The organism is Haloactinomyces albus (genome assembly GCF_031458135.1).
Taxonomy (GTDB): Bacteria; Actinomycetota; Actinomycetes; order Mycobacteriales; family Pseudonocardiaceae; genus Haloactinomyces; species Haloactinomyces albus.
On the sequence record NZ_JAVDXW010000001.1, the window covers coordinates 238,347 to 262,161 of the forward strand.

General features: G+C 67.1%; 20 protein-coding genes, 1 tRNA gene and 1 CRISPR repeat array (1 of these 22 running past the window's edge). Of the genes, 11 read left to right on the plus strand and 10 right to left on the minus strand.

Annotated features, from left to right (window positions below; translation table 11 throughout):
* The first annotated feature begins 247 nt into the window (after positions 1-247).
* The 3 genes from JOF55_RS01165 (at position 248) to JOF55_RS01175 (ending at position 3,275) form a co-directional block, all read left to right on the plus strand.
* Positions 248-745 carry a TspO/MBR family protein gene (locus JOF55_RS01165; RefSeq protein WP_310268199.1) on the plus strand — a complete coding sequence of 166 codons (498 nt, stop codon included), beginning with the start codon at positions 248-250 and terminating at the stop codon, positions 743-745.
* A 216-nt stretch (positions 746-961) separates the two neighbouring features.
* The gene (locus JOF55_RS01170; protein ID WP_310268201.1) at positions 962-3,121 is read left to right on the plus strand and encodes a HelD family protein; all 2,160 of its coding nucleotides are present in this window, start codon (positions 962-964) and stop codon (positions 3,119-3,121) included.
* 25 nt (positions 3,122-3,146) lie between these two features.
* Positions 3,147-3,275: a hypothetical protein gene (locus tag JOF55_RS01175; RefSeq protein ID WP_310268204.1), complete on the plus strand. Its 129-nt coding sequence runs from the start codon at positions 3,147-3,149 to the stop codon at positions 3,273-3,275.
* Between the two features lie 51 nt (positions 3,276-3,326).
* On the opposite strand, the gene JOF55_RS01180 is transcribed toward JOF55_RS01175, so the two are convergent.
* The 7 genes from JOF55_RS01180 to gltB all read right to left on the minus strand — a co-directional run bounded on the left by JOF55_RS01180 (position 3,327) and on the right by gltB (position 12,299).
* Positions 3,327-3,403 (minus strand) — tRNA-Pro (locus JOF55_RS01180).
* Between the two features lie 160 nt (positions 3,404-3,563).
* Entirely contained in the window at positions 3,564-3,908 is a 345-nt protein-coding gene (locus JOF55_RS01185; protein ID WP_310268211.1) for a DUF8129 domain-containing protein, read from the minus strand.
* Positions 3,909-3,937: 29 nt separating this feature from the next.
* On the minus strand, positions 3,938-4,354 hold the full coding sequence (locus JOF55_RS01190; RefSeq protein WP_310268213.1) for a CBS domain-containing protein: 417 nt from the start codon (positions 4,352-4,354) through the stop codon (positions 3,938-3,940).
* A 214-nt stretch (positions 4,355-4,568) separates the two neighbouring features.
* Entirely contained in the window at positions 4,569-5,315 is a 747-nt protein-coding gene (locus JOF55_RS01195) for a sulfite exporter TauE/SafE family protein (protein WP_310268216.1), read from the minus strand.
* A 368-nt stretch (positions 5,316-5,683) separates the two neighbouring features.
* On the minus strand, positions 5,684-6,142 hold the full coding sequence (locus JOF55_RS01200; RefSeq protein WP_310268219.1) for an RrF2 family transcriptional regulator: 459 nt from the start codon (positions 6,140-6,142) through the stop codon (positions 5,684-5,686).
* A 150-nt stretch (positions 6,143-6,292) separates the two neighbouring features.
* On the minus strand, positions 6,293-7,744 hold the full coding sequence (locus tag JOF55_RS01205) for a glutamate synthase subunit beta (RefSeq protein WP_310268221.1): 1,452 nt from the start codon (positions 7,742-7,744) through the stop codon (positions 6,293-6,295).
* On the minus strand, positions 7,737-12,299 hold the full coding sequence (gene gltB / locus JOF55_RS01210; RefSeq protein WP_310268222.1) for a glutamate synthase large subunit: 4,563 nt from the start codon (positions 12,297-12,299) through the stop codon (positions 7,737-7,739). Before gltB ends, JOF55_RS01205 begins: the two co-directional genes overlap by 8 nt.
* 387 nt (positions 12,300-12,686) lie before the next feature.
* Here gltB and JOF55_RS01215 point away from each other — a divergent pair, with 387 nt between their 5' ends.
* The 6 genes from JOF55_RS01215 to JOF55_RS01240 all read left to right on the plus strand — a co-directional run bounded on the left by JOF55_RS01215 (position 12,687) and on the right by JOF55_RS01240 (position 19,454).
* On the plus strand, positions 12,687-13,601 hold the full coding sequence (locus tag JOF55_RS01215; protein WP_310268225.1) for a ribonuclease Z: 915 nt from the start codon (positions 12,687-12,689) through the stop codon (positions 13,599-13,601).
* 155 nt (positions 13,602-13,756) lie between these two features.
* Positions 13,757-14,455 carry a mycothiol-dependent nitroreductase Rv2466c family protein gene (locus tag JOF55_RS01220; RefSeq protein WP_310268227.1) on the plus strand — a complete coding sequence of 233 codons (699 nt, stop codon included), beginning with the start codon at positions 13,757-13,759 and terminating at the stop codon, positions 14,453-14,455.
* A 169-nt stretch (positions 14,456-14,624) separates the two neighbouring features.
* The gene (locus JOF55_RS01225; protein WP_310268231.1) at positions 14,625-16,379 is read left to right on the plus strand and encodes a glycoside hydrolase family 15 protein; all 1,755 of its coding nucleotides are present in this window, start codon (positions 14,625-14,627) and stop codon (positions 16,377-16,379) included.
* A 95-nt stretch (positions 16,380-16,474) separates the two neighbouring features.
* Positions 16,475-17,503, plus strand: a complete 1,029-nt coding sequence (locus JOF55_RS01230) for an SDR family oxidoreductase (RefSeq protein ID WP_310268233.1) — start codon at positions 16,475-16,477, stop codon at positions 17,501-17,503.
* A gap of 101 nt (positions 17,504-17,604) precedes the next feature.
* Positions 17,605-17,997 (plus strand): hypothetical protein, encoded by a 393-nt coding sequence (locus tag JOF55_RS01235; protein WP_310268236.1) that lies wholly within the window; start codon positions 17,605-17,607, stop codon positions 17,995-17,997.
* A gap of 416 nt (positions 17,998-18,413) precedes the next feature.
* Entirely contained in the window at positions 18,414-19,454 is a 1,041-nt protein-coding gene (locus JOF55_RS01240; protein WP_310268238.1) for a hypothetical protein, read from the plus strand.
* 238 nt (positions 19,455-19,692) lie between these two features.
* Here JOF55_RS01240 and JOF55_RS01245 read toward each other — a convergent pair whose 3' ends face one another.
* From JOF55_RS01245 to JOF55_RS01255, 3 genes are all read right to left on the minus strand, one after another.
* Entirely contained in the window at positions 19,693-20,118 is a 426-nt protein-coding gene (locus tag JOF55_RS01245; RefSeq protein WP_310268241.1) for a hypothetical protein, read from the minus strand.
* Positions 20,115-20,270 carry a hypothetical protein gene (locus tag JOF55_RS01250; RefSeq protein ID WP_310268244.1) on the minus strand — a complete coding sequence of 52 codons (156 nt, stop codon included), beginning with the start codon at positions 20,268-20,270 and terminating at the stop codon, positions 20,115-20,117. Before JOF55_RS01250 ends, JOF55_RS01245 begins: the two co-directional genes overlap by 4 nt.
* 244 nt (positions 20,271-20,514) lie before the next feature.
* Positions 20,515-20,835, minus strand: a complete 321-nt coding sequence (locus tag JOF55_RS01255) for a hypothetical protein (protein WP_310268247.1) — start codon at positions 20,833-20,835, stop codon at positions 20,515-20,517.
* A 275-nt stretch (positions 20,836-21,110) separates the two neighbouring features.
* Here JOF55_RS01255 and JOF55_RS01260 point away from each other — a divergent pair, with 275 nt between their 5' ends.
* Positions 21,111-22,028, plus strand: coding sequence for a helix-turn-helix domain-containing protein (locus JOF55_RS01260; RefSeq protein WP_310268250.1), 918 nt, complete (start codon positions 21,111-21,113; stop codon positions 22,026-22,028).
* A gap of 19 nt (positions 22,029-22,047) precedes the next feature.
* Positions 22,048-22,257: a DUF397 domain-containing protein gene (locus JOF55_RS01265; RefSeq protein WP_310268253.1), complete on the plus strand. Its 210-nt coding sequence runs from the start codon at positions 22,048-22,050 to the stop codon at positions 22,255-22,257.
* A 175-nt stretch (positions 22,258-22,432) separates the two neighbouring features.
* Positions 22,433-23,815: direct repeats of the CRISPR family, unit length 28 nt; unit sequence GTGCTCCCCGCGCATGCGGGGATGATCC; it runs 841 nt beyond the window's last position.

The window sequence follows — 23,815 nt, forward strand, 5'->3', positions numbered from 1 at the left end:
GCTCGAACGAGGAGAGTCCAAGCGGACTCAAAGCACTCCTCCAAGGGCACCCCGTGCCCGATCACACCACGTCAAACACAAGGGCTCCCAGAATTGACCCTTTCCAGCCGGACCGGGTATTCATCATAATCGGCGGCGGCCACGACAGGTCGACGATCATACGAACTCGGAATTCGACCGTGCGGCCGGGGACGTGTCCAACGTATCCTGCTTGCGTGGAGGACCTCCTCCGTTTCCGGGGGTCACAGTGACCAGAACCAGGACGACGTCCAGGCGCCGCAGCGCTGCGGGAGCCGGCGTCTTCACCGGCCTCGTCACCGCGGCTGCCGCTGTCGGCTCGGTGGCGGCCGGCTCGGCCGACCGCACGTACTCCGCCCTGCGGCTGCCCGCGTGGGCCCCTCCCGCATGGCTGTTCGGACCGGTCTGGTCGGTGCTGTACGCGATGATCGCCGCGTCCGGGTGGTTGCTGTGGCGCAACGCCGGCGGCATCGCCCCCGCTCGGCCCGCGCTCGGTTGCTACGCCGGTCAGCTCGTGCTCAACGCCGTCTGGCCACCGCTGTTCTTCGGTGCGCGCCGCTACGGCCTGGCTCTGATCGAGATCCTGCTGCTCGTGATGGTCCTGATCGCCACGCTCGTGCTGTTCGCGCGCCGGCATCGCATCGCCGCCGGATTGCTGCTGCCCTATCTTGGGTGGACGATCTTCGCAGCGTGTTTGAACGCCGCGATCTGGAAGCTCAACCGCTAAGGACATCAGGGTCTTGGCCGCTGGCATGACCGGAAAGTCCGAGATGACATCCCACGATGTTGCGCTGCCGAGCGCGGCGGAAGGCGGGCAGCAACTCCCCTGAAGGGGTCCGGTTGCTGACTGACGGCCGCTGTCCGCGCACCGGCCAGCACCGCGTCTCCACCACTACTCTACCCTAACGTGAGAGTAGTTTCTACGCGGAAGCCTGAACCGGAGGTGGCATTGACGGACGCGCGGACACGAGAGGAAGAGCAAGAGCGCCGGCATCTGGCCGAGACGGTGCATCGGCTGACGACGGAGCTGGAGCACCTGACCGGATATATCGACAAGTCCGCTCGAACCATCGAAGAGAAGAAGGAGCACCTGTGGGCGAACCTGCGTGACATGGATTTCGCCGAGAAGGCCAACTTCCGCCACGAGGTGGACCTGTCCGTTCTTTCGGCCGAGCATGCGGCGATGCGGCGGAAACGCATCGAGCGGCTTCTGGAGTCTCCCTACTTCGGGCGCGTCGACTTCCACGCGAGAGGCGACGCGGGGGGCGGGGCCTACTACATCGGTGTGCACAATTTCTCGGATCCCGCCACCCAGGAGATCCTGATTCACGACTGGCGGGCCCCGGTGTCCGGTCTCTTCTACGACTTCGAGTCGGGAGCAGCGTTCTTCGAGACCCCCGAGGGCACCGCCCATGGTGAGATCACGGGCAAACGCCAGTACAAGATCGTCGGCGGGCGTCTGGAGTACATGCTCGACAGCTCGCTGAACATCGGTGACGACGTCCTGCAGCGGGAGCTGAGTCAGTCCGCCGACGACAGGATGAAAAACATCGTGGCGACCATCCAGCGAGAGCAGAACGCTGTGATTCGCAACGAGACAGCACGGGTGCTGATCCTGCAGGGTGTGGCGGGTTCCGGGAAGACCTCGATCGCCCTGCACCGGGTGGCATTCCTGCTCTACCGCTTCAAGGACACCCTCTCGTCCGACAACGTCATGATCCTCTCCCCCAACAGGGTCTTCGGCGACTACATCGCCGACGTGCTTCCCGAGCTGGGTGAGCAGCAGACCGCCGAGATCGACTTCGACAGAATCGCCGGCACGTTCCTCGCCGAAGTCGCCGACTACGAAACATTCGGCGAACAGGTGGTCAAGCTGATCGAGAACGTCGACGAAGCGGCGGCCGAGCGCATGCGCCACAAGGCGACGCCCGAGTTCGTCACCGACCTCGATGCATGGATCACCTCACGCGCAGACGAGGAATTCACGCCTGCCGAGATCAAGCAGAAGCACCATCGACTCCCCGCCGAATGGGTTGCCGAGACCTTCGACGAGTCGCGCAACCTTCCGGTCTTCACCCGACTCGACCACCTGGCCAACCGCGCTGTGTACCTGCTCAAACAGCAGGTCCTGGACCGGGGGCACAAGTGGGCGGCCGCCGACACCGCCGGCGTGCGCAGGCAGGTGCGCGCCATGTTCCCCCACAAAGACGCACTCGCCATGTACAAGGCGTTCTACCAGGACCCGGACCGCCGCGGCATGTTCAAGCCACTCGGCCGGAAAAAGATCGAGTACGCCGACGTGTTCCCGCTGATTTACACCATGATCAGAACGGCCCGACAGGAGAACTACGGCCACATCCGTCATCTCCTGGTCGACGAGATGCAGGACTACACGCCCATCCAGTACGCCGTGCTGCGCGAGCTCTTCTCCTGCACGATGACGATCTTGGGAGATTCCAACCAGTCGGTCAACCCGTTCAGCTCCTCGTCACTGTCGACCATCCACAACATCTTCCCGGAGGCCGACTGTCTGGAGTTGTGCAAGAGCTACCGCTCCACGACCGAGATCACCAACTTCGCCCAGAACATCTCCCGGAACGACAAGCTCGTCCCGATCGAGCGCCACGGACTGCCACCTCAGGTCATCGCCTGCACAGACCAGCGGGACCAGCAGGCACGGATCCTGACCCTCATCGAGCAGCACTCCCGCAGCGAGCACCGATCCCTCGGCATCATCTGCAAGACCGTCACCCAGGCGAAAACGCTCCACCACGCCCTGTCCGAGGCCGGTGTCGAGCCGACCTTCCTCGACTACGACAGCACAGCATTCGCCGGCGGCATCGTCCTCACCTCAGCGCACATCGCCAAGGGACTGGAGTTCGACACCGTGATCGTCCCGCACGCCGACGAGGAGAACTACACCACCGAGATGGACAGGTGCATGCTCTACATCGCCTGCACCAGGGCCATGCACGAACTCCACCTGACCCACCACGGCCCACTCTCGCGCTTCCTGGAGTTCGCCGAGGAGCCCCGGAGCCGCATCGTCGACACCGAGACGGCGGAAAGCCACGACCACGCGGCGGACGCACGAGTGAGCTGACCCCGACGAGGAGCAGCACCGGCATGTGCACATCGTCTCGGTGATGTTCGGCGAGCATCTCGAACTGCTCGGGGACATGGCCGAGCGCATCACCTTCCAACACCACTGGCCCAGCTGCACCGCCGGTCCCACCAACTCGACGGCGGCGATGTGAGGTGTGGATGTCAAAGGGGCCGCCAGTGGATCACTGACGGCCCCTTTTGCCTGGTCGGGACGGCGGGATTTGAACCCACGACCCCCTGACCCCCAGTCAGGTGCGCTACCAAACTGCGCCACGTCCCGGCCACACCCTCCGTGGTGTGTGTGATCAGCTTACAACACGGGTCCCAGCGGCTTGCGAACCGGGGGTCATGTTTGCGTTATCCCTGGCCATGGTGATCGTGCCCGGGAAACCCGGCATCCGGGTCCCCAGGCACGACGCACTTCGGCAAGCTTGCCACCGTCAGGGCCTACCTCGCTTGCCGTGCTGGCCGGGGTAAGCGACCGCCCCGTGCCGCGGCGGATGGATCGGATCCGCCGAACCGCCCGGCGAGACCGAGGAGTCGCCGGACGTTCCCCGCGTCTCCACCGGCTCGTCGTCTTGGCGGCCGGGCGAGGGCGTGGCTCCGTTGTTGAGCTCGTCCATCCGGTGACGCAGGATTTCCATCACGTGCGTTCGGTCGTTGTGCTCGGATTCGTAGTCGATCACCTGCTGCAGTTCCCCTGCATTCAGCGACCGGATCCGGTGCTGCAAGGAACCGACAGGCAGGTGATCGTAGTCGGGAAGAGGAAGGTCTTCGGCGTTCATGCCGGCCTCCTGACAGTGACGCGTGTGGCTCAATCGACCGAGAGAGCCTTCTCCAGGTCACCGACCTGGGGGTTGGGCAGAGCACGAGCGACATCGGAGATCGCCACCATGCCGACCAGCCGGTCCTGGTCGACGACGGGAAGCCGCTTCACCTTGTGGTGAGACATGGTTGCCAGCACCTCATCGACGGAGTCATCGGCGCCGATGGTGACCGCCTCGGTCTGGTTGAGGTCCCCCGCCGGGAAAGTACCGGCATCGCGGCCCTGTCCCATCACCTTGATCACAAGGTCCCGGTCGGTCACCACGCCCTTGATCTTGTTGTCGTTACCGGCAATCGGCAGCGCGCCCACGCTGCGCTCGCCCATCAGGCGCGCCGCGTCCGCTGCGGTCTGGTCGCTACGCACACACTCCGTGCCCGGGCTCATGATCTCGCGTGCCGTCGTCATCGCGAGTTCTCCTGTTCAACTCGGTGTGTCCCTGTGGATGATGCCGCTGCGAACGGAGCGGACAGCAGCTCCGCAACAGTGGTTTCAGCCTGTGTGATTCCCTGCCTCAGCGGTGCTGAAACCCGCTCGGGGACACGAAGAGAGCGTGCCCGGCCCACCTTGCCTGGCGGGCCGGGCACGCTCTCGCACGATTCTCACCGAGCGCGCGGCGGAGTCAGCGGGATCGGGACAGCACCTCTTCTTCCGAAACCGTCTCCGCAGCCGTCCCAGCCGTCTCCGCGGCCGTCTCCGCGCTCTGTTCGGGAGTGGGCCGCCGCCGGACGATGGCGTTGCGCACCACCCACCCCAGCGCCACGATCCAGGTCACTGCGGCCACCGCGAGCAGAACGGCACGAACCGGTCCGGCCAGCCCGGCCACGTCCAGCAGAACCTGCGTGTTGGTGAGGATGATGAGTCCACCGGCGCCGACTCCGAGGAGCCGGCTCGGCAGGAGTCGAACCAGCCATGCCGCCAGGGGCGCGGCGAGCATGCCACCGATCAGCAATCCCCCGATGACCACGCCCGACAGCGCTCCACCGCCGAGTGTCAGCAGGAATCCGGCACTGGCTCCCAGGGAGACCACCAGCTCGCTGGTGTTCACCGATCCGATGGTGCGGCGCGGGATCATCCGTCCGGTACTCAGCAGTGTCGAGGTGGTGACCGGTCCCCAACCACCACCCCCGGTGGCGTCGACGAATCCGGCGATCGCTCCCAGCGGTAGCAGCCAGCGCCGTCCCGCCGGGGTGAGTTCGCGGTTGCGTACCGGCTGCGCTCGTGCCGAGAACCGCAGCAGCACATACACCCCCAGCGCCAGCAGTAACGCGGCCATCCACGTCTTGCCTGCTGCCATGGCCACCGAGGAGAGCGCCGTCGCCCCGGCGAACCCGCCGATCGCCCCCGGAATGGCCAGCCAGGTGACCACCGACCAGTCGACGTTGTTCAGGCGCCAGTGCGAGGCCCCCCGACACCACGGCGGTGCCGATCTTGGCCAGGTGCACCGAAGCCGAGGCCACCACCGGGACGGTCCCCACGGCCAGCAGGCCGGTCGTGGCGGTCACGCCGAAGCCCATCCCCAGGGAGCCGTCCACCAGCTGCGCCAGGAAACCGGCCAGGGCAACGAGCACCAAAGCAGGCATGTCGCTGTCTCCAGACCCTCTCGCCGTGCCGCTCCGGTGAGCCGCATCGACGTAATTCCAAACAAAGTCTATCGGGACAGTACACTTTGCGTCCGGGTCGAGGACAGGCTTCTCAAGAACTGGGAAGGGTCGCGAAGCAGCGACGAGGAGAGGATCAGCGGGATTCCCACACTCCGGTCTCACTGGTGCGTGCTGCGATCTCCGCGGGCAGTTGCCCGGCAACAAGCTGTGCGACGGTCACGTCCTCGAGAACCTCGCGCAGGCTGCTGCGCACCGCGATCCAGACTTCCTGCAGAACCGCCACCGAGGGGTCGTAGGACACCGCTTCCGGCCGTAGTCCGTGCACGCTGACCAGCGGTCCGTCGGTTGCCCGGATCACGTCCGCCACCGAGATCGACTCGGCGGACCGGGCCAGCACCCAACCCCCCGCCTGTCCTCGCCTGCTGGAGAGCACACCGGCACGCCGCAGATCCGACAGCACCGCCTGCAGGAAGTTGCGGGGAATCCGCTGCGCGACAGCCACGTCCTCCGCGCTGACCGCGTGCCCCGATTCCGCGCGCGCGATCTCCACGAGTGCGCGCACCGCGTAGTCCACCTTGGCCGAAATCCGCATACGCTCGATTCTTCCCCACCAGCCACACCGAACTCGCAAGAGCCCGCCGAGATCACCACCGAGCAGGCCACCATGACACAGCGCCGGGCCCGAGCGCACTCGGACCCGGCGCTGTCCCCACACCGTCCACCGGGACTCGGTTCACGGAGATCAGTTCAGGGGACGATCGGTGGGCTTGATCGGTGACGGCAGCACGTCCCGACCGGTCAGGTAGCGGTCCACCCCGGCGGCGGCCGAGCGCCCCTCGGAGATGGCCCAGACGATCAGCGACTGACCCCGGCCCATGTCCCCGGCCGTGAACACGCCGTCCACCGTGGTCATGAAGGAGCCATCGCGCACCACGTTGCCCCGGCCGTCGAGGTCGACACCGAGATCGTCGATCAGTCCCTCGCGTTCGGGACCGACGAAGCCCATCGCCAGCAACGCCAGCTCACAGGGGATCTCCTGCTCGGTACCTTCCACCGGGACGAACCTGCCCTCCTCCTGGCGGACCTCCACCAGGCGCAGCGCGCGCAGCCTGCCCTGCTCGTCGCCGAGGAACTCCTGGGTGTTGACCGAGAACAGCCGCTCGCCACCCTCCTCGTGGGCCGAGGAGACGCGGTAGAGCATCGGGTAGGTCGGCCACGGCTGATTGTCGGGCCGCGACGACGGCGGCGTGGGCATGATCTCCAGCTGCGTCACCGACGCCGCACCCTGCCGGTGGGCGGTGCCGAGGCAGTCGGCGCCGGTGTCACCACCGCCGATGACCACCACGTGCTTGCCCTCGGCACTGATCGGCGACTCGGCCAGGTCACCTTCCTGCACCCGGTTGGACGGGGGCAGGTACTCCATGGCCTGATGCACGCCGTCCAGTTCCCGGCCGGGAATCGGCAGTTCACGTGCCTTGGTCGAGCCACCGGCGAGCACCACGGCATCGTGCTCCGACCGCAGTTGCTCGGCCGTGAGATCGGCACCGGCGTTGACGCCGGTGCGGAACTCGGTGCCTTCCGAGCGCATCTGCCCGAGCCGCCGGTCCAGCCGGTGCTTTTCCATCTTGAACTCGGGGATGCCGTAGCGCAGGAGCCCGCCGATACGGTCGGCCCGCTCGTAGACCACGACCTCGTGACCGGCACGGGTCAACTGCTGCGCGGCGGCCAGACCGGCCGGTCCCGAGCCGACCACGGCGACCCGCCTGCCGGTGAGCGTGGCCGGCGGCTGCGGCTGCACCCAGCCCTCGTCCCAGGCACGGTCGATGATCTCGATCTCGACCTGCTTGATGGTCACCGGGTCCGAGTTGATGCCCAGCACGCACGCGGCCTCGCACGGCGCCGGGCACAGCGTGCCGGTGAACTCCGGGAAGTTGTTGGTGGCGTGCAGCCGTTCGATGGCCGACCGCCAGTCCTCCCGCCACACCAGGTCGTTCCACTCCGGGATGAGGTTGCCCAGTGGGCAACCCTGGTGGCAGAACGGGATCCCGCAGTCCATGCAGCGACCCGCCTGCTTTTCCAGGTTGTCGCGGGCGAAGTCGTGATAGACCTCCCGCCAGTCGCTGATGCGGATGTCCACCGGCCGGCGCTGCGGCGTCTGGCGCGGCGTGGTCAGAAAGCCCTTCGGGTCAGCCATGAGCGGCCTCCATGATCGCCTCGTTGACGTCGCGCCCGTCGCGCTCGGCATCGGCCTTCGCGGTGAGCACGCGCTTGAAGTCCTTCGGCATGACCTTGCCGAAACGCCGCAGCGCGGCGTCCCAGTCGGCCAGCAGTGCGCCGGCCACGGTCGATCCCGTCTCGTCGTGGTGCTTGCGCACTTGCTCGGCCAGGAACCGCCGGTCCTCGTCGTCCAACGGGTCCAGGTCGACCATGTCGTGGTTGACCCGCTGCTCGTGCAGGTCCAGGACGTAGGCCACACCGCCGGACATGCCCGCGGCGAAATTCCGCCCGGTGCTGCCCAGCACGATCACCCGGCCTCCGGTCATGTACTCGCAGCCGTGGTCGCCCACGCCCTCGACGACGGCGACGGCACCGGAGTTGCGCACGGCGAACCGTTCGCCCACGACGCCGCGCACGAACATCTCGCCGCCCGTGGCGCCGTACAGCAGCACGTTGCCCGCGATCACGTTGTGCTCGGCGGCGAAGGAGGCCGTCGACTCGGGACGCACCACGATGCGTCCCCCGGACAGCCCCTTGCCGACGTAGTCGTTGGCGTCGCCGAGGAGCCGCAGGGTGATGCCACGGGGCACGAAAGCACCGAACGACTGGCCCGCCGAGCCGGTGAAGGTCACGTCGATGGTGTCGTCGGGCAACCCCTCGCCGCCCCACTGGCGGGTCACCTCGGAGCCGAGCATGGTGCCCACGGTGCGGTTGACGTTGCGCACCGGCATCTCCAGGCGCACCGGCGTGGCATCGGCCAGCGCCCCCTCGCAGAGCTGGATCAGCGTGTTGTCCAGCGCCTTTTCCAACCCGTGGTCCTGGGCGGTGGTGCAGTGGCGCGAGGCCTCCGGAGGGAGCTCCGGCACGTGCAGGATCGGCGAGAAGTCCAGCCCCTGCGTCTTCCAGTGCCGTGCGGCGGAGTCGGTGTCGAGCATGTCGGCGTGGCCGACGGCCTCGGCGATGGACCGGAAACCGAGCGCGGCCAGGTGCTCGCGAACCTCCTGGGCGATGAACTCGAAGAAGTTCACGATGTAGTCGGCCCGGCCGTCGAACTTCGCCCGCAATTCGGGATTCTGGGTGGCCACACCGACCGGGCAGGTGTCCAGGTGGCACACGCGCATCATCACGCAGCCGGAGACCACCAGCGGTGCGGTGGCGAAGCCGAATTCCTCGGCACCCAGCAGCGCGGCGATCATGACGTCGCGACCGGTCTTGAGCTGACCGTCGGTCTGCACCACGATGCGGTCCCGCAGGTTATTGGCCAGCAGCGTCTGCTGCGTCTCGGCCAAGCCCAGCTCCCAGGGCGCACCCGCGTGCTTGATCGACGACAGGGGGGAAGCCCCCGTGCCACCGTCGTGCCCGGAGATCAGCACGACATCGGCGTGAGCCTTGCTCACACCCGCCGCGACCGTGCCCACACCGACCTCGGAGACCAGCTTCACGTGGACCCGCGCCCGGGGGTTGGCGTTCTTCAGGTCGTAGATGAGCTGGGCGATGTCCTCGATGGAGTAGATGTCGTGGTGCGGAGGGGGCGAGATCAGGCCGACACCGGGAGTGGAGTGCCGGGTTCCGGCGATCCACGGGTAGACCTTGTGACCGGGAAGCTGGCCACCTTCGCCCGGCTTGGCCCCCTGGGCCATCTTGATCTGGATGTCGTCGGAGTTGACCAGGTACTCGCTGGTCACGCCGAACCGCCCGCTGGCAGCCTGCTTGATCGCCGAGCGCCGCCAGTCACCGTTGGCGTCCACGGTGAACCGGTCGGCGTCCTCGCCGCCCTCACCGGTGTTGGACTTGCCGCCCAGCCGGTTCATGGCCACGGCCAGGACCTCGTGCATCTCCTGGGAGATCGATCCGTAGGAGATGCCACCGGTGGCGAACCGCTTGACGATCTCGGAGACGGGCTCGACCTCCTCGATCGGGACCGGCTCCCGAGCACCCTCGCGGAAGCCGAGCAGCCCGCGCATGGTCATCAGGTTCTCGGACTGCTCGTCGACGTGGCGGGTGTACTCCTTGAACACCTCGTACTGCCCGCTGCGGGTGGAATGCTGCAGCTTGAACACCGTGTGCGGGTTGAACAGGTGCGGGTCGCCCTCGCGGCGCCACTGGTACTCACCGCCGACGTTGAGCTCCCGGTGGTCGGCCTTGATGCCGTCGACCGGGAAGGTTTTGCGGTGACGCTCGTTGACCTCCTGAGCCAGGGTCTCGAAGTCCGCACCACCGAGGCGGGAGGTCGTCCCCGCGAAGCAGCGCTCGACGACGTCGGCACCGAGCCCGATCGCCTCGAAGATCTGCGCGCCGGTGTAGGAGGCGACCGTGGACACGCCCATCTTGGACATCGTCTTGCGCAAGCCCTTGCCGAGCGCCTTGATGAGGTTGTCGGTGGCCTGCTTGGCCTCCATCCCCGGCAGCAGGCCGCGCTGGACGAGGTCTTCGACACCGGCCATCGCCAGATACGGGTTGACCGCGGCGGCACCGTAGCCGACCAGCAGGGCGATGTGGTGCACCTCGCGGACGTCACCGGCCTCCACGACCAGCCCCACCTGGGTACGGCTCTTCTCCCGCACCAGGTGGTGATGCACGGCTCCGGTCACCATGAGCGACGGGATCGCCGCGTATTCGGCGTCGGCTCCCCGGTCGGAGAGCACGATGATCCGTGCGCCGTCGGCCACGGCCTCGGAGACCTCGCGGCAGATCTCGTCCAGTCGCGCACGCAGCCCGGCGCCGCCCTCGGAGGCCCGGTAGACCATGTGGATGGTCACCGACCGCAGGTCGGGACGGTCGCCGTCGTCGTCGATGTGCACGATCTTGGCGAGCTCGTCGTTGTCGAGCACCGGGAACGGCAGGACCAGCTGGTGGCACGCGGCCGGGTCGGTGGCCAGCAGGTTGTGCTCGGGACCGACGTGCGTGGTCAGCGAGGTCACCAGTTCCTCGCGGATCGAGTCCAACGGCGGATTGGTCACCTGCGCGAACAGCTGGGTGAAGTAGTCGAACAGCTGGCGGGGACGTTCCGACAGCGCCGCCAGCGGCACGTCGTTGCCCATCGAGCCGACCGGCTCGGCGCCCGTGGCCGCCATCGGCTTGAGCAGGACACCGAGCTCCTCCTCGGTGTAGCCGAACAGCTGCTGACGGTGCACCAGCGAGGCGTGCGAGGGAACTTCCCGCTCGCGTTCCGGCAGGTCGTCCAGGTGCAGCAGGCCCTCGTCCAGCCACTGGCGGTACGGGTTCTCGGCGGCGAGTTCCCCCTTGATCTCCTCGTCGTCGAGGATGCGGCCCTGCTCGGTGTCGACCAGGAACATCCGGCCCGGCTGCAACCTGCCCTTGCGCGTCACCCGCGCGGGGTCGATGTCCAGGACCCCGGTCTCGCTCGCCAACACCACGAGACCGTCGTCGGTGACCCAGTAGCGGCCGGGGCGCAGACCGTTGCGGTCCAGCACGGCACCGATCCGGGTGCCGTCGGTGAACGACACCAGAGCCGGACCGTCCCACGGTTCCATCAGGTTGTTGTGGAACTCGTAGAACGCCCGGCGCTGCGGATCCATCTCGGCGTGGTTCTCCCACGCCTCCGGGATCATCATCAACACCGAGTGCGGCAGCGACCGCCCACCGAGATGCAGCAGCTCCAGCACCTCGTCGAGGGAGGCCGAGTCGCTGGCCTCCGGGGTGGCGATCGGGTAGAGCCGCTGCAGGTCCCCCGGGATCAGGTCGGTGTCGAGCATGCTCTCGCGGGTGCGCATCCAGTTGCGGTTACCGCGCATCGTGTTGATCTCGCCGTTGTGGGCGATGTAGCGGTACGGATGCGCCAGCGGCCACGACGGGAAGGTGTTGGTGGAAAACCGCGAGTGCACCAAACCGATCGCACTGACGAACCGCTCGTCGGTGAGATCGAGGAAGAACGCATCGAGCTGCGACTCGGTCAGCATCCCCTTGTAGACCAACGTGCGCGCCGACAGGCTCGGGAAATACACGTCGGCCTCGTGCTCGGCACGCTTGCGCACGCAGAAGGCGCGGCGCTCAAGCCGCATCACCGCGTCCTCGCCGCCTTCCCGGCCGGTCGCGCCGGTTTCGGCTTCGGCCAGGAAGAGCTGGCGGAACCGCGGCATGACCTCGCGCGCGGTCTGTCCCGCACAGGCGGGGTCGGTCGGCAGTTCACGCCAACCGAGCACGCGGAGTCCTTCTTCACCGGCAAGTCGTTCGAGTGTGGCCACCGCGTCCTCGTACGCGGCGTCCTCGGTGGGCAAAAATCCGTTACCCACCGCGTAGGTTCCCGGTTCGGGAATTTCGAACGGAACCACTTCACGCAGGAATTCATCCGGAATCTGCGTCAGAATGCCGACCCCGTCACCGGTGTCCGGATCGGCTCCCTGGGCGCCTCGGTGTTCCAGGTTGCGCAGTGCGGCAAGTGCCTTGTCGACGATCGAGCGATCGCGACGACCCGCCATATCGGCGACGAAAGCGACACCACAGGCGTCGTGATCGTTCGCGGGGTCGTACAGACCCTGGGGCTCGGCGCCGCGTTGCGCCTGATTTCTCACATTCCGGGACACTGGCATCGGCCCCTTCCTCGCCTGAAAACGGACTGCGGGGCTGAGAAAGCCAACTCGCAGTAATCCGTGAGCACCTTTGCGGTACTGACAAAAAACAAGAAGGGTGCGCCGTTGCACTCTCGGTCAGTTCACGGCACTTTACAGACCGAATGCCGCGAAAACAACGCCGCGTAACTTACGTTACATCAGCGAACACATATCCCACTGACTGAAACGGTAGACGCGACAGTGCGCCATGGCAAGGGCCGGCCCGTGTCGACCTTTGCCGACCATGGCCATCCCGGGGTGGCCACGCACACCGAAGCCACGTACCGCTCGACGGCAGGACCGTGAGGTCACTCACCCTTTCCCCGGCCGGGCAGTATCGTCGCCGAGGTGTCGGTTCGGGAACTGGTCGTGCTGGGTACCGCGAGCCAGGTGCCCACACGCGGGCGCAATCACAACGGATACCTGCTGCGCTGGGACGGGGAAGGACTGCTGTTCGACCCGGGAGAAGGAACACAGCGGCAGATGCTGCGAGCCGGGGTGTCCGCCGGCGACATCACCCGGATCTGCCTCACCCACTTTCACGGTGACCACTGCCTCGGAGTTCCGGGAGTCGTGCAGCGGCTCTCGACGGACCGGGTCACCCATCCGGTGTACGCCCACTATCCGGCTTCGGGCGAGCACTTCTTCAAGCGGTTGCGCCACGCCAGTGCCTTCCACGAGACCACCGAACTTCACGAGGAACCGGTCGCCGCCGAGGGACGGGTCGTCTCCGGACCGTTCGGGGAATTGCAGGCCCGGCGGCTCGATCACCGGATCGAATCCTTCGGGTACCGGCTGGTCGAGCCGGACGGTAGGCGGATGGTGCCCGAACTGCTGGCCCGGTTCGGCATCGGCGGGCCGCGGGTCGGCCTGCTCCAGCGCACCGGCACGCTCGACGTCGACGGGCACACCGTGCACCTGGAACAGGTCAGCGAGCCACGCCGGGGCCAGCGTGCCGCCTTCATCATGGACACCCGCCTGTGTGACGCGGTGTACGACCTCGCCGACGGCGCCGACCTGCTGGTGATCGAAGCGACCTATCTCGACGAGGACGCCGCGCTCGCCACCGAGCACTTCCACCTCACCGCCGCGCAGGCGGGTCGGGTGGCCGCCGAGTGCGGCGTGCGACTGCTCGTGCTCACCCACTTCTCCCAGCGGTATTCCCAGGTGGAGCGCTTCCGCGAGGAGGCCGCCGAGCAGTTCGACGGTGAGATCGTCCTCGCCGAGGACCTCGTGCGAGTGCCGGTGCCCCGGCGGCGCTGAAGATTCACCGCGTCGTCGAAAACCACCGGCGCTGCCGGACTTCAACGGTGCAGCGGTACCGGATGGGTGCGCGACGATGCGGGATCTCGGTCGGTCGGCGAGGCTGGGATGCACCCGGTGCACCCCGGTTTTTCCGGCGAGAGGTGAGGTTCGCGATGAGTGCCGCCGAGCTGGAGTTCCACTTCGATCCCGTCTGCCCGTTCTGCTGGGTGACCTCCCGGTGGGTGTGCGAGGTGGCGCGGCAGCGTCCCCTGCAGGTCACCTGGCGGCCGCTGGCACTGCGCATCCTCAACGAGCCGATCGGCTACGAGAATCGCCCGGCCGAGTATCCCGACGCCCACCAGCGCGGGCTGGAGATGCTGCGCGTGGTGGACGCGGCCCGGGAGACCTACGGCAGCGCACCTCTCGGTGAGCTGTACACGGCGATGGGCCAAGCCGTGTGGGATCGGCCCGCACCGCAGGAAACCACGTTCGAGGCCGTGCTGTCGGAAACCGCCCGAGGTCGCGATCTGGCACCCATCCTGTCCCGTGTCGGCATGAGTGAACAACTCGCCGAGGCCGCCGATGACACCGGCCGGGACGCGACGTTGCGGGCCGAAACCCGGCAGGCCGTGGAACGCGCAGGCGGCGGAGTGGGCACCCCGATCCTGTCCTTCGCTCCGCCCGACGGCCCCGCTTTCTTCGGACCCGTCATCGACACGTCACCGGAAGGCGACGAGGCACTGCGGCTGTGGGATGCGGTCACCACCCTGGCCCACTGGCCGGCCTTCGCCAAGCTCAAACGAGGTCTCCGGTCGTTTCCGCGCACTCCGCTCAGCTCCCACCTGGCAGGCGAATCCACTCGGGTGCGGTGATCCGGCGGCAGCATGCGGGCACACCGCCTCTCTCGTGCGCGTGTTGAAGCGGCGACACGGAGTTACCCTAACTCCGGCACCTCTTCCGCTGCTGATCGGAGGGCTGACGTGGTCCGGCCGGAGCATTGTGACTACTCCTTCGTGGACACCAGGGTCGCTGAGCTCTGACATGGCCGCCGCACCTGATTTCCGCCCGGAGGTCCTGCGGGAGTACGCGTTGCTCGCCGACGGGGAACGAGGCGCGCTGATCGGCCCGCGCGGTGACATCGTCTGGATGTGTGCCCCGCGCTGGGACTCCGACGCGGTGTTCTCCACCCTGATCGGAGGTGCAGGCGCCTACGCGGTCAGCCCGGCCGACCCCTGGTACGTCTGGGGCGGCTACTACGAGGAGGCAACGCTGATCTGGCACTCCCGGTGGATGACCTCCTCCGGGGCGATCGAGTGCCGGGAGGCCCTGGCGTTTCCCGGTGATCCGCACACCGCCGTCGTCCTGCGCCGCGTGCAGGCCGTCGACGGTCCGGCCGAGGTGCGGGTGCTGCTCGACCCGCGAGGTGGCTTCGGGCGTCAGTCGCTGAGCCGACTGTCCTGCGACGACGGCGTCTGGACCGGCAGGGTCGGCCCGCTGTATCTACGGTGGTCGGGCGCGGGGACCGCCAGGGAGGACGGCGGTGTCCTCACGTGCACGCTGACCGTCCCGGACAGCTCGTATCACGATCTGGTGCTGGAGCTCTCCGACCGGCCTCTGTCGCCGCATCCGATGACTGCACCGCAAGCCTGGGAAGCCACCGAGCATCACTGGCGACGCAGCGTGCCCGAACTGGGAGCGACGATCGGCAGACGGGACGCGCAGCACGCCTACGCCGTACTGCGCGGATTGACCAGTACCAGCGGCGGGATGGTCGCCGCCGTGACCACCTCACTTCCCGAACGAGCCGAGGCAGGCCGCAACTACGACTACCGATACACCTGGATCCGCGATCAGTGCTATGCGGCTCAGGCCGTGGCCGCCGATGGCCCCCACCCGTTGCTCGACGATGCCGTGGCTTTCATCGCCGAACGGGTCCTCGACGACGGGCCGTCGTTGCGCCCGGCCTACACGGTGACCGGAGGTCAGGTGCCCGACATGCACAAGCTGCCGCACGTGCGCGGCTATCCGGGTGGTGGCAACCGAGCAGGCAACGGGATCAACGACCAGTTCCAGCTCGACGCGTTCGGGGAAGCGCTGCTGCTGTTCGCCGCCGCAGCACGCCACGACCGGCTCGGCACCGAGCACTGGCGAGCCGTGGAAACCACGGTGGATGCGATCGGGAAACGCCGGGATGAACCCGACACCGGAGTGTGGGAACTCGATGCCGAGCACTGGGCGCACTCTCGGTTGATCTGTGCCGCCGGGCTGCGTGCCGTCGCCAAAGCCGGTGCGACCACGGCCCAGGCCGCATCGTGGACCGCACTGGCCGATGCCATCGTCGCCGAGACCACGCGGGATTGCCTGCACCCCTCCGGACGCTGGCAACGCAGCCCGAGTGATACCGAAGTCGACGCCGCGCTCCTGCTACCCGCCCTCCGCGGAGCCGTGCCCGCCGACGATCCCCGCAGCGTGGCCACGCTCGACGCCGTACGCGAGGAGCTGACCCAGGACGGTTACGTCTACCGGTTCCGGCACGACCAGCGCCCGCTGTACGAGGCCGAGGGGGCCTTCCTGCTCTGCGGATTCTTCACCGCACTGGCCACCCACCAGCAGGGCTGGGAAATCGAGGCCAGAGCGTGGTTCGAACGCAACCGGGCTGCCTGCGGCCCCGCAGGCCTGTACTCCGAGGAATACGACGTCAACCAGCGTCAGCTGCGGGGAAACATTCCACAGGCGTTCGTGCACGCGCTCATGCTCGAAGCGGCATGCCGACTCGCCCGCCCGGGAACATCCTGAGTGGAGTGTCCCGAGCGCCGCTACCGGGTACTGCCCCGTCGCGGGAGACGTTCGCACGGCGGGACAAGCGCGAGCAACACGAGGAAGGGGTGGGCATGACTTCGACAGCGAATTCCACGGAAAGCTCCGAAGTGGCCGTGGTGACCGGCGGCACGGCGGGCGTCGGCCGTGCGATCGTCCGGGAGCTCGCCGCCCGCGGCTACGACGTGGCGATCCTGGCTCGCGGACGAGCCGGCCTCGACGGTGCGGTCGGAGACGTCGAGAACGCGGGAAGGAGGGCCCTGCCGATCCCGACCGACGTCGCCGAGTACGACGCGGTGCAGCAGGCCGCCACGCAGGTCGAGGACATGCTCGGCGAGATCGGCGTGTGGATCAACGTGGCCTTCGCCGGCTCCCTGGCCTTCTCCTGGGACACCGGCATGGCGGAGTTCCGGCGGGTCACCGAGGTCAGCTACTACGGCCAGGTGCACGGCACGCTGGCCGCGCTGGAGCGGATGCGTCCCCGTGACCGGGGAGTCATCGTCAATATCGGCTCGGCCATGGCATATCGCTCGATCCCGCTGCAGGTTGCCTACTGTGGAGCGAAGCACGCGGTGAAGGGGTTCACCGAGTCAGTGCTCACCGAGCTGGTGCACGACAAGAGCAGCGTCAAGCTGTGCATGGTGCAACTACCGGGGTTGAACACCCCGCAGTTCAACTGGAACGCCTCGAAGATGCCGCGCCATCCGATGCCCGTCCCGCCGATCTTCCAGCCCGAGCTCGCGGCCAAGGCCGTCGCGTTCCTCGCCGAGCATCCCCGGCGGAACATGTGGGTGGGGGTGGCCACCGCCTACACGGTGCTCGGCGAGCGACTCGCTCCCAAGGTGCTCGACCTCTTCCTCGGCCGTACCGGAGTGAACTCGCAGCAGACCAGCGCCGACCTTCCCCGCTGGGGTGAGAACCTGTTCCACCCGCAGGACGAGCACGCCGATCGCGGAGCCCACGGGGACTTCGACGACCAGGCCCACTCCCGGGACCCGGTGCTGTGGCTGTCGATGCACCGGCGAGCCATCCTGACCGCAATGGCTGCTTTCACGGGCACCTGCTCGGCACTGGCCGCCCGGTACGGTCGCAAGCGGGGCTGAGCCGCTTCCGATGGGAAGCGGACGATGCGATCGCAGTAGCTACCGAATACCCCAGTGTGCTGTGCTGCTGAATATGACCGAGGACGACAACGACCAGGGTCATGACGCATCGGAGCGCTCCGAACAGGGAAATTCCGAATCCGGCCTACGGGCTGATCAACGGGGCCAGCGGCCCGGCGGCCGCGTGGGAGACGATGGCTTTCGCTCTCGGTGCGGCGATCGCTTTTGTTCTGGTCGGACTGGTTTTCGTGATGCTCTTCCAGGAAGGCAGCCTCGGAGAGGGTGGTCAGGTCGAGACGATGAGCGGTGCCATCGATCTACTGTCCATCATCGTTGCCGTGGCTGTGGCCTACGGCCTGTCCCGGATCCCCGGCTTCTTCGGCTGGCCGCTGACCGCGCTGGGCACGGTGATCACCTATCTGCTGGTCGGTGGTCTCGACGTTCTGCTCGCCCGTAGCGCCGCGAGCCACCCGTCGTACGGGCGAGAGCAGTAAGGCGTACGCCGGCTGCGGGCGAGTCGGCGGGAACCCCGCAGGCCCACCGAGCCACAAAAGCAAGAATTGCTGATGCATTTATTTCGAGCAATATCCCGGCACTCAATATAATTCTCCCCAAAAGTGCACAGCTCTCCCGAGATCATGCGGCCAACACGCATCGTCGCAGCTCAGCGATCCCGCTTCCGCCCATTGCATGAACGTCGAAAAATCGACTCTCCCCCTCTTGCCAAGCAGTTCTCACGTTCGCTACGCTGCTCGGCATCCGATCGCATTCGACGGCAGAGTCGAGTTTCGGATTCAATCCGAACGAACATCTCCGAACATACGCGATTACCACCAACCAGTATTCAAAGGACTACGGTAGCGTCGGCACGAAAAACAGCTCTCCCGCTCTCATTCCGAAGGGAACCACCATGACTCTCGTCCACCATCGGCAGCATTCCGGCGGCGAGCACAGCAGTGACCTGCGCGTGGTGCACGACGCCGAGGATGTGCGCCACCTCGTGCACGACCTCTTCGATCCGCTGCGCGAGCATCCGACCGTGGTCGTCTCTCCGAGCGGAGCGGGCACGCCGCTGATCGATCCACATCGACTATGTCGGCTCGTCTCCCCGACCGCCGAGGTCGTTCTCGTGGACAATCCGCGGATCTGCTACACACTGTCCGACGAGCTCCCCGAGCCACTCCTGGTCTACGGTGGTGCGCTGCGGGTATTCCATCCCGGTACAGGTCACCGCGACGCCTTCACGGACCACCCCTTGATCCGGACCGACCGCCTCGGTCCGGAGGGAGCGATCGCGAAAGCTGCCCGGGCTCTCGGGGTCCCGCTTCCGGACGACTCTCCCCACGCGGACAGCACCGAAGCCGATCTCGCCTCCCGACTGGCCGACGAACAGACCGCACATGCCCGCACCATCACCGAGCTGAATGCCCTCCGAGAACAGTTCGCCACCGTGTCCGGGGAGCGGGACGCCGCCCGCAGCCAAGCACGGAATCTGGACCAGCAACTGCGGCAGCTCCGCACCGAGATCGAGCAATACCGCCGGGTGTACACGGATCCCGAACAGCAGTTCCGCCACGAGGCCTGGCTGACGTGGTTGCACACCTCCACCGAGGACGACCGGAGCAGGTGGCCACTGCGCGAATACCACCTCGGCCACGAGTTTCTCGCCTCTCTCCAAGCGCAGGAGCTGGTCGACCGGGAGAGGATCATGCGGGCCTGCGTCGACGTCATCACCGGCCGCGCACCGGAGAGGGACGGCAGGCAGGTACACCGACTCCGCACACACTCCTCCGGCGCCGCTCCCGCCCACATCCGCGCCGACGGCGCCATGGCGTGGCGCTGCGCCATCCAGCGCAACACCCCAGCCGCTGCCCGGCTGACCTGGTGGGAAAAGAACAACATCGTCGAACTGAGCCAGGTGGCACCCCACGACGACTACCAACCTCGCTGACACCGCCACGAGCAGCAGGACCCCGCGCCCGAGCACAACCCTCGCGGTCGGCCGCCCCTCGCGCGGACGCTGTGGTCACTCGAAGGGCGGACAGTGCTCATCTCGATGGTCACCAGGAGATATACGCGGGGACACGTGATTGGGCACCCGCACCCCGCAGCACGACGTCGTTGGCGGCTGCGAGATGCGGGTCGGCACGGTGCCGGGTCGGGGTTGCGGCACCCGCGCCGGGTCAGGGCTATGTCACGACACTCGGCGTGTCGGCGCAGGAATTGCAGTTTCGCGCGAAACTGCACAAACACAGCAGCGCCAGGGCCGTGTCCAGGCAGGGGCGCCGCCGAGTCGCGACGTCGTCCTCATCGTCGGGATCGCTGTGCGGCCAGTCGATGTCCGGATCGCGCTCGGGCGGGTCGATGCGCGCGGACACTCGCGGGCGGTGCGGCTTGCCGCTGTGGCCGATGACCTGGGTACACGGTGGACACACCGTGCGCCGCCCCTCCTGCGGTGGGTCCACACCGAGTCTGCGGTGGACCGGGCCGGACAACCGGTGCCCGCAGGCCGCCACCGGTCGCTGCCCCGCCTGTGGAGTCGGTACGGCATGCCAGGCCGACTCGTGTATTCCGGCCATCCACACTCCCGTCCAGGACACCGCCAGGGCGTTCACGCTTTTCCCCGACTTCGCGAGGCACGCACACTCCGGTGCTCTCCCGATTCGCGAGGCTCGTCCGGGCCCAGGTCCTCCTGGCGAGGCCAGGCCAGCACCATCCCGAGTCCGGTCAACACCGCGATGCCGGCCAGGAAGATCATCATTTCCATGTCGTGCTCCGTTGCTGCTGGTCACGGCCGTGCGGCGGTACATCGCGGCGTGGGGATGGCATGTCGGTGGCCTCGGCCAGGCCCGCACACACCGCACAGCGGGGATAATCGGTCGGCGTTCGGGACGGATCTGCCGGGATCACGGCCACCCCGCAGGCACCGTTGCCGTGCTTGCTGAACACCAAATGCGCATCCGGTTCCCGGCGATCACGGGCCGGGAACCACCCGGCCCGGCCGCGTGGGCTCATCCGGGCAACCCGCCCTCGCCGTGCTCATCCACCAAGCGCCGTGCGGTCCCGCCCCGCTCGGCGGCGGCCAGCCGTTGCACGCAGGCCAGGCACGGCATCCCACCGGCCGTGTCTTCCATCCGGCCCGGTGCGAACCGCTGCCCGCAGGCCGAGGCCAGCAGGCCTTGTGCCGTCGGCAGCACCACATGCACGCACCGCTGCGACTCGCCGACCTCACCGGCGCGGTAGCGCACATGCCGCACCACCGAATCCGGATCGATTCGGTCAGCGGAAATCCACTCCGGGGTACCGGAGCACTCCGAGTCAGGAGATAGCATCAACATCGCCTTTCAGTAGGGAAACCGGTGAAAGGGCCCTCCCCGCGTGCGCCGCCAAGCTCAGCGCGGGGAGGTTTTTACTTTCGATGGCTCTTCAGTCGCCTGCTCAGCAGGCGTGGGCGTAGTCGCTCTGATCAAGACCTGCCTTGTCGGTCCACTCGCATCACCCACCTCAGCTACTTCCGTTGATCTGTACCCATAGTCCACTGTAAATTTCATAAACGCAATCCATAGTGGATCACTCTTTCGGTTACACACTCGATTGGAGCAGTGCCATGGAACTGTCGACAGGTAGTCTTCCCAACAACAACGAGGGTGATCAGGAGAAACGCATGACCGAACGCATCAGTCCCACGGTCCGGCTGCGCAAACTGGTGCGCCGCTTGCGTACCTGGCGTGATCGCGCCGGGATGCGTCAGGATGACGTCGGCACGGTGCTGGGATGGAGCACAGCCAAAGTCAGCAGATACGAGAATGCCGAGCAGATCCCCGGACCTGCGGAGATCATCGCCCTGGCCACCATCTACGGTGTGCCCGATCAAGAGCGTGACCAGTACATGGCCCTCGCCGTTCAAGCGCGGCAGAAAGGCTGGTGGCAGCGCTACGGCAGCGAAACCTTGGCTTCCAACTTCCACGAATACGTGGGATTGGAATCCGAAGCCAGCCACGTCCGCGAATACACCACGGACCTGATCCCGGGATTGCTGCAGACCGAGCGCTACGCGACCGCGCTGACGCAGGCATGGCTACCGAAGGTGGACAGCTCCGTGGCAGCAGAGCGAGCCAGTCTTCGCGCCCAGCGCCAGCAAGGGCTGCACGAGAGCGAGCCGCTGCAACTCAGCACCGTCATCGGGGAAGCAGCATTGCGTCAGGAGGTCGGCGGCCCCGAGGTGATGCGCGAGCAGCTTCAACACCTCGCCGCAATGGCCGAACTCCCACACGTCACCATCCAGGTGCTCCCCTTCTCCGCCGGTGCCGTGCCCGCCCTGGGGGTCCCCTTCATCCTCCTGAGCTTCCCAGACCCCGAAGACCCGGATGTGCCCTTCGCGGACTACTTGACCGGATGTGTCTACGTGGAAGATGAGGACGAAGTCACGTCGTATAGCCTGAACTACAGTGCTCTGGAGAACGACAGGGCGCTGGATCCGGCAGCCTCGCTGACACTGATCAGCAAGCTCGCCGAGCAGCTATGAGTACGACGAGGGAGCGATCATGCCCGCCCCAGACTTCAGCCAGGCTCGCTGGTACAAGAGCAGCCGCAGCAATGGCGGCGGCTCGGCGTGCGTGACCGTGGCGCACGTGCCAGGCGCGACAGGCGTTGCCGACACCAAGCTCGGGCAGACGAGCCCGGTCCTACCGTTCAGCTCGACTGCCTGGGCCGCGTTTACCGACGCCCTCAAGTCCGGCCGCCTCGACGGCTGACGGTACGTACTGTGAGCCTCGCACGACTTTTCCTCCGGCAGGCGGGGCTCACTGCTACGGCTTCGCTGTTCGTGCGTTGTCGGCGCTGGTTAAGCGCCTTTTCAACGGAAGTAAGCGTCCGCCTAAACCGAAGCTATTTTGCAGGATGGTGTATTATTCTTCCTGGTCATCAAGTGTGCTCCCCGCGCATGCGGGGATGATCCCTCGAGCCAGCCATCCGCACGATTCCGCCCCGGGTGCTCCCCGCGCATGCGGGGATGATCCGTCGCATAATCTTTCATCCTCCCATTGCTACGCGTGCTCCCCGCGCATGCGGGGATGATCCCAGTGGTGTCGGGTCGGTGATGTACGATGTGGTGTGCTCCCCGCGCATGCGGGGATGATCCGCAGAACGACGGCTCGTCGACCCCGCACGCGATGTGCTCCCCGCGCATGCGGGGATGATCCCACAATGGGTGCTACGGTGTCCGTAGTGAATGCGTGCTCCCCGCGCATGCGGGGATGATCCCTCCTCGCCTGCTGCGCGCAGGATGGCGACCTCGTGCTCCCCGCGCATGCGGGGATGATCCTCCTGGCGTTCGGTTTCACGTGATTCCGGAGACGTGCTCCCCGCGCATGCGGGGATGATCCTCGATCAGCCTGGAGGAGCAGGAGCGGGCCGGGGTGCTCCCCGCGCATGCGGGGATGATCCCACAATGGGTGCTACGGTGTCCGTAGTGAATGCGTGCTCCCCGCGCATGCGGGGATGATCCCTCCTCGCCTGCTGCGCGCAGGATGGCGACCTCGTGCTCCCCGCGCATGCGGGGATGATCCTCCTGGCGTTCGGTTTCACGTGATTCCGGAGACGTGCTCCCCGCGCATGCGGGGATGATCCTCGATCAGCCTGGAGGAGCAGGAGCGGGCCGGGGTGCTCCCCGCGCATGCGGGGATGATCCCGGATGGCTGACGCCGCCGGCAGGCGCGGCATGGTGCTCCCCGCGCATGCGGGGATGATCCCACACCTACGTGGAGCGCACACGTGCGCGGAGAGTGCTCCCCGCGCATGCGGGGATGATCCGGCCCTCGGCGAGCGGTTCGGGCGCGGCGAGTCGTGCTCCCCGCGCATGCGGGGATGATCCCACCCTCGATGCCTTGTCGCGACCGAGGACGGTGTGCTCCCCGCGCATGCGGGGATGATCCCCGGCCTGGCGTGCAGCGCTGCTTGGAGATGATGTGCTCCCCGCGCATGCGGGGATGATCCCAGCACCTACGCCGTAGCCCGCGCTGAGATCGGGTGCTCCCCGCGCATGCGGGGATGATCCGCAAGTATAAGCAAATAGGCAAGCAAGTAGAGGGTGCTCCCCGCGCATGCGGGGATGATCCCCGCCGACGACCACATCTCGGCAGGTGCCGCATGTGCTCCCCGCGCATGCGGGGATGATCCTCCAGTGTTGGTGCCGTGCCCTGCACGTGATCGGTGCTCCCCGCGCATGCGGGGATGATCCGACGCCCCAGGTCCGGAAAGCGCCCGGACCTGGGTGCTCCCCGCGCATGCGGGGATGATCCCTCCCGGAGCGCC